Consider the following 5801-nt stretch of genomic DNA (forward strand, 5'->3'; position numbering starts at 1 on the left):
GACCGGGAACGGACGGTCAATTTCCGTTTGGACTCGCCCGTTTGGCGGACGATCAGTAGCCTCAGCTCGAACACCGGATCGCCAACGCCTTGGAGTGGCTGAGAACGACGGGATCCGGCCGGACTGGATCAACAAGGACTACTACGCCGAGCTGGGTGTCAAGAAGGACGCCTCGAGCGACGACATCAAGAAGGCCTATCGCAAGCTCGCGCGAGCCAACCACCCCGACTCCAACCCGGGCGACGAGGCCAAGCACGAGAAGTTCAAGAAGGTCGCGGAGGCCTACGACGTCGTCGGCGACCCCGAGAAGCGCAAGAAGTACGACGAGGTGCGCACCCTGGGTGCGGCCGGCGGCTTCCCCGGCGGCTTCGGTGGGGGCGGCCGTGGCTACAACTTCGAGGACCTCTTCGGTGGCGGCGGTGCTCAGACCGGCGGGCTCGGCGACATGTTCGGCGACCTGTTCGGCGGTGGCGTCGGCGGAGGCTTCGGTGGGCGGCGTACGACCCCGCGGGCTCGGCCGATCAAGGGTGCCGACGTCGAGACGAGTGCCACGATCGGGTTCACCGACGCACTCGACGGGGTGACCATCTCGCTGCGGCTGACCTCCGACGCTGCCTGTCCCGACTGCAACGGCACCGGTGGCAAGCCGGGCACCAAGCCGCGGGTCTGTCCGGAGTGCGAGGGCGCGGGCTACGTCGTCAACTCCGTGGGCGGCGCGTTCTCGATGAACGAGACCTGTCCGCGCTGTGGCGGTCGTCAGCTGATCTACGACGAGGCCTGCCCGACCTGCCACGGCTCCGGCCGCGGCACCTCCGCGCGCACCATCCAGGCGCGCATCCCCGCCGGGGTCAAGGACCGCCAGCGGATCCGGCTCAAGGGCAAAGGCGCGGCCGGCGAGAACGGCGGCCCGGCCGGTGACCTCTACGTCACCGTCCACGTCACCCCGCACCGCGTCTTCGGACGCAAGGACGACAACCTCACCATCGACGTGCCCGTCGGTTTCGACGAGCTCGCGCTCGGTGCGGAGGCGAAGCTGCCGACGCTGTCCGGCTCGCCGGTGACGCTCCGGATCCCACCGGGCACCCCCAACGGACGTACGTTCCGGGTGCGCGGCAAGGGCTTCCGGCGCTCCGACGGCACCGTGGGCGACCTGCTCGCGACCGTCGAGGTGCAGATCCCGGCCGTGCTCGATGCCGAGGCCAAGGCTGCCGTCGAGGCCTATCGAGCCGCGATGGCCGGCAAGCCGCTGCGTACGTCTCTTCTCGAGGAGTCATGATGAGCGACGGATTCAGCAGCCCGTCCCCGGATGCCGCGGTCTACGTCATCAGCGTCGCCGCGGAGCTGACCGGCCTGCACCCGCAGACGCTGCGGACCTACGAGCGGTTGGGCCTGATCACCCCCGGTCGCACCGGGGGTGGCGGGCGACGCTACTCCTTCCACGACATCGAGAAGCTGCGGTCGATCGCCGACCTGACCGCGGCCGGCATCGGCATCGAAGGCGTACGCCGCATCCTGGCGCTCGAGCAGCACGTCGACGCCCTGCGCCAGCGCAACGAGGAGCTGCTGCACGAGTTGGCAGCCACCCGCGAGGCGCTCGCCCAGGCGAGGGCTGCTGCGCCGGCGCCGAAGGGCCCGAGCAGCAGGCTTCCTGCAGTTCGTCAGGCGCCGCCCGGACAGGCGATCGTGGTCTGGCGGCGGCAGCAGGGGTAGCACCTTTCCTACTGATCGCTTGACAGATTTGTTGGCGAGTTGTGGGTTTTGCTTAAAACCGATGTTGGTTCGATACCCCCATACTGATGAGTAAGCCGCGAGTGTCGGACCAACCCCCATATGGTCGGGGCACGCGCGGCGGACCCGGTGGAGCCGACCCGAGACGGACCCACCGGGTCCTTCCATGTCCGGGGTCCTCGCGAGGCGGCCCGTCAGTTCGGGAACCTCCCGGCCTGTGCCGCCGACTTGCAGGACTGGTTGCCTGGGAGCAGCTCGATCTCCAGGTTCGGCAGGGTGACCTCGCCTTCGATCTGGGCCTGCCGGACGTCGCCGTAGACGGCGTTGAGGTCGGCGACGGTCGCGTCGATGCCGGTGAAACCCTGGCCGTTGTTGTGGCCGCCGTTGCCGCTGGACTGATACCACTTCGCGTCGAACCCCTGGGGCACGCCCATCGGGTTCGCGTCGTAGGGTGCGGTGCCCGGATTGGTGGTCAGGTCGGTGGTGGCCAGCCCGATCTGGGCAGTGCCCTGCAGGTTGACCCCCGGCGAGGACGCGGCCCGGAGCTGGGTGATGTCGAAGGCGACCATCTGAGCGCTGATCTCGTTGGTCGCCGGGTTGTCGTCCCCGGCGGTGAGCTTGATCGTGTAGCTGCCGAGCGGTCCTATCTCTTCCACGCGGGAGAGGCAGAACCCGTTCATCGTCGCGGACGCGAATCCGGCACGCAGCACCGGTGTCCAGTCGCCTCCGCTGCTGGCGGACGCCTGGGTCTGCACCAGCGCCGTGCCGAACGCCGCGTCGGCGGCATGGATGTTGGTCGACGAGAACGTCGAGCTGCCGTTGTTGATCGTCAGCGTGGGGCTGAAGACCGCGGACGCGGAGGAGCTCATCGCCACGACCATCGCGCCGAGCAGGCCGAGTCCCACCGTCGTCGCCGCGACCATGCGGTGCCATCGCGTCCCGTATGTGCTCATTCTGCGGTCACCGTGATCGTCGTGTTGGGGAGCTGGATCGAGTTGAGCGGGTTCGTGGGGCCGCCGGGCGGGTAGACGTAGGGGTCGTTCGCCGCGTTGTTGTCGTGGGTGAACAGGTAGTAGAACTCCAGGTTCGCCGCCAGGATGTTGTAGTCACCGCCGGCCGCCAGGCCGCTGAGGATCGCGGTGACCAGGTCGTTCCAGCCGCCGGTGCCGTCACCGGCGAGCGTACGGATCTTCATCCGGCACGAGTCGCCGTTCCAGCCGGCCGTGCAGATCGTGTTCTTCTGCGAGGTCGTGGTCAGGCCGGCCGCGATGATCAGGATGCCGGCCAGGTTGGTGACGGTCCTCCACGGGATCGCCACCCAGGAGTCGCCGGTGGTGAGCAGGTTCGTCTTCACGCCGGGCCCGCCGACGGTGAACGGACCGTCCGGCGCGATGCGCAGGGCGTGCGGCACCTTCGCGGTGGGGGCGGGGGCCGTCGACGACCTCGCGGTGAGCACCGGAGCGCCGAACGAGGCGACGTTGCTGCGGAAGACGAGGTCGCTGAAGGCGATCTGGAAGAGGCACATGTTGCCGGTGGCGGCGTAGTAGTAGGTGTAGCCCTTGTTGCTGTCGCAGTTGCCGTCGCTGGTGTTGGTGTAGATGCCATGCACGTCGGCGGCCACGTTGCTGGTGCTGCTGCCGTTCGGCTCGCCGGCGGTCAGGGTCCACCGCGTCCCCGACAGGCAGGGGAACATCCGGGTGCCGAAGATGCGGTTCTGGAACGTGCCGTTGTCGCCGCTGTTCTTGAGCGGCACGACCTGGCGTCGCTGCTGCGGGTTGCTGCTGCCGGGCTGGTCGCACCGGAACGGTTGATAGCTGTTGCTCTGGCTGTTCGCCTCGGCCCGGTCGTCGGCCGACGGCCACAGCGCCGAGGACATCACGAAGAGCGCGATGGCGGTGATGATGACAAGGCGCTGCTTGCCGACGGTGAGCTCGTGGGACACGCGGATCATCCGCCGGAGGTGTCACGCCTGGACGTACGCGGCTTCTTCTCGCCCCAGGACCAGATCATCGATCCGCCGATGATGCCGAGGACCGAGCCGAGGACGAACCCGCCCAGGTTGGCGGTGGGGAAGGCGCCGAGCGCGATCAGGAACGCGACGATCCCCGAGAGCGACTTGTAGTGCGGAGCCAGCCAGGTCACCAGCCCGAACATGATCAGCGAGCCGCCCATCACGTAGCCGGCGGAGTAGGACCAGCCACCGGTCAGCGCGATGCCGATGTCGAACGACATCCAGTAGATGATCCAGGCGCCGGCCACGATGAGCCACAGCGCACCCCAGAACGGTCGCGTACGCCGCCACGCCCGGAACCACGAGCGCCCCTCTGCGAGGAATGCGCCGAGCCGGTTGCCTCGGCGCGCGTGCTCCGGTCCGGAGTCGGTGGAGAAGCCGAGATCGTACGTCAGCGGCTCGGTCTTGGATTCGGTCATGATGATGGCTCCGCGTGGTTCTGTGGACGGGGGTCGATCAGGAGCAGTCGGCCTGCGTCCGTGCTCCGGGCACGACCCTGAGGTTCAGTTTCGGCAGCGTGATGTTGCCCTTGAGGTTGAGCCCGTAGCTGTTGCCGTTGAGGCCGGCCATGTTGAGCTGGCGGGCGTAGAGGCCGAAGGCGCCGGCCTTGGGCAGCTGGTTGGCGTTGCCCTCGAAGGCGAGGCCGGCCGACTCCCCGACGGTCTCGGCCGACTGGCCGAGATTCATGCCGGAGATCTTGTTCCCGTAGCCGCTGAGCGCATCCGAGTTGAGATACAGGTTGGTCGCCGAGATCGCGTTGGCCAGGCTGCCGCCGGTGAGCTTGCCGGTGCTCGGGTCGGTGCTGGTGCCTGTCGGGATCGACGAGCCGTTGTAGCTGTCCGGGACCTCGTCGCCGGCGGTGATCATCAGCGAGTAGTTGCCGACCAGAGGGATGTTCTCGGTGGCGATCCCGCACAGCCCGGCGAGCTTGGCCTGGTGGATGCCGAGCTCGGTGACCCCGCACTGCGCCTGGACGTCGGCGGTCTCGGCGTCGCAGTCGGTGGTCCCCTGGCGGCTGGTCGGGGCGAGGTATCCCGCCGCGTGCTCGGCGTCGAGGTAGTTGGAGTAGAGCTTGAACTTGGAGTTCCCGGTAGTGAAGTTGACCGCCAGCGCGCTCTGCGAGACCGCGCCGAACATGGCGACGAGCGCGGCGCTGCCGAGGATCATCAGCGGCAGCGAGCGCTTGCGGCTGCCGCGGCGTACGGACTCCGCCTCGGCCTTCATCTGCTCCGACTGCTCGGCGGCGCGGTCGATGGCGGCGTACGCCGCGCGGTAGAGGCGGCCGGTGACTCGGCCCCACCAGCTGCGTACGCCGGGCTTCTCGCCCCAGGGTGCGGGCCGCTCGAAGCGGCGGGCCCGGGGGCTCATGCGGTGGCTCCGCTCTGGGCCGGCCTGCGGGACTGTTTGCGGGCCTGTTTGCGGGCGCGCTTGCGGGCGTCCTTCTCGGCCATCTTGGTCAGCTGCTCCTCGGTGTAGGGGGTCCACGCGACGATCAGGGCACCACCGGTGACGCCGGCGACGGTGCCGATGATCAGCCCGCCGAGATTGGCCAGCGGGAGCGCCGCGATCGCGAGCGCGACCGAGACGATCCCGGGGAACGTGCGCTGCGACGGCATGAACATCGCGATCAGCGCCGCCGAGGCCATGGTGAAAGAGATCAGCACCGGCGGCAGGGTCTGGTTGCCGAAGGCGGCGAAGATCGTGAAGTCGAGCTGCTTGGACAGCATCGAGGACCCGATCAGCCACGACGACCACAGCAGGATCAGGCTGCCCCAGAAGGGGCGGGTGCGCCGGAAGCGCTTGAAGCCGCGCGGCATGGGGCCGCTGGCCGAAGGGTTCACATCGGGGTCGGGCATCGCGTCGAGACCGGTGTCGGTGGAAGGCGTCTTGTCAGTCATGGCTTCTCCGCAGGGGACTGGGCCAGAGCCGTGGGGGGGGGGGCCCGGAACCCCCCCCAACACAGAATTGTGGTGGGGTGGGGGAATAAGGGTTGGGCTGTGTAGAGAGGGTGTGGAGGCTACGAGAGCGTAGCTGGTCCCCGGACGCCAGGGGGGGGACGTTT

At 68.6% G+C, this 5801-nt stretch carries 7 protein-coding genes; 2 read left to right on the forward strand and 5 right to left on the reverse strand.

Annotated features, from left to right (window positions below; genetic code table 11):
* Positions 1 to 94 precede the first annotated feature (94 nt).
* Positions 95 to 1276: a DnaJ C-terminal domain-containing protein gene (locus ACFVJS_RS08500; protein WP_378878458.1), complete on the forward strand. Its 1182-nt coding sequence runs from the start codon at positions 95 to 97 to the stop codon at positions 1274 to 1276.
* Positions 1276 to 1710: a heat shock protein transcriptional repressor HspR gene (locus ACFVJS_RS08505; RefSeq protein WP_378878459.1), complete on the forward strand. Its 435-nt coding sequence runs from the start codon at positions 1276 to 1278 to the stop codon at positions 1708 to 1710. The genes ACFVJS_RS08500 and ACFVJS_RS08505 overlap by 1 nt, the downstream gene beginning before the upstream one ends.
* Positions 1711 to 1922: 212 nt before the next feature.
* Here the strand turns inward: ACFVJS_RS08505 and ACFVJS_RS08510 are convergent, their stop codons facing one another.
* The 5 genes from ACFVJS_RS08510 to ACFVJS_RS08530 are packed head-to-tail and all read right to left on the reverse strand — an operon-like array spanning position 1923 to position 5637.
* Positions 1923 to 2681: a DUF6230 family protein gene (locus tag ACFVJS_RS08510; RefSeq protein ID WP_378878460.1), complete on the reverse strand. Its 759-nt coding sequence runs from the start codon at positions 2679 to 2681 to the stop codon at positions 1923 to 1925.
* Positions 2678 to 3670 carry a hypothetical protein gene (locus tag ACFVJS_RS08515; RefSeq protein ID WP_378878461.1) on the reverse strand — a complete coding sequence of 331 codons (993 nt, stop codon included), beginning with the start codon at positions 3668 to 3670 and terminating at the stop codon, positions 2678 to 2680. Before ACFVJS_RS08515 ends, ACFVJS_RS08510 begins: the two co-directional genes overlap by 4 nt.
* 5 nt (positions 3671 to 3675) lie before the next feature.
* On the reverse strand, positions 3676 to 4158 hold the full coding sequence (locus ACFVJS_RS08520; RefSeq protein ID WP_378878462.1) for a DUF6114 domain-containing protein: 483 nt from the start codon (positions 4156 to 4158) through the stop codon (positions 3676 to 3678).
* Positions 4159 to 4195: 37 nt separating this feature from the next.
* Positions 4196 to 5107, reverse strand: coding sequence for a DUF6230 family protein (locus ACFVJS_RS08525; protein WP_378878463.1), 912 nt, complete (start codon positions 5105 to 5107; stop codon positions 4196 to 4198).
* Positions 5104 to 5637, reverse strand: coding sequence for a DUF6114 domain-containing protein (locus ACFVJS_RS08530; protein WP_378878464.1), 534 nt, complete (start codon positions 5635 to 5637; stop codon positions 5104 to 5106). Before ACFVJS_RS08530 ends, ACFVJS_RS08525 begins: the two co-directional genes overlap by 4 nt.
* Positions 5638 to 5801 lie beyond the last annotated feature (164 nt).

It is taken from the genome of Nocardioides sp. NPDC057772 (genome assembly GCF_042798075.1).
Lineage (GTDB): Bacteria > Actinomycetota > Actinomycetes > Propionibacteriales > Nocardioidaceae > Nocardioides.

Bases quoted from the DNA above. Each gene is read 5' to 3' on its own strand.
- ACFVJS_RS08505 (WP_378878459.1), top strand. From the start codon at position 1,276: ATGAGCGACGGATTCAGCAGCCCGTCCCCGGATGCCGCGGTCTACGTC.
- ACFVJS_RS08510 (WP_378878460.1), bottom strand. From the start codon at position 2,681: ATGAGCACATACGGGACGCGATGGCACCGCATGGTCGCGGCGACGACG.
- ACFVJS_RS08520 (WP_378878462.1), bottom strand. From the start codon at position 4,158: ATGACCGAATCCAAGACCGAGCCGCTGACGTACGATCTCGGCTTCTCC.
- ACFVJS_RS08525 (WP_378878463.1), bottom strand. From the start codon at position 5,107: ATGAGCCCCCGGGCCCGCCGCTTCGAGCGGCCCGCACCCTGGGGCGAG.
- ACFVJS_RS08530 (WP_378878464.1), bottom strand. From the start codon at position 5,637: ATGACTGACAAGACGCCTTCCACCGACACCGGTCTCGACGCGATGCCC.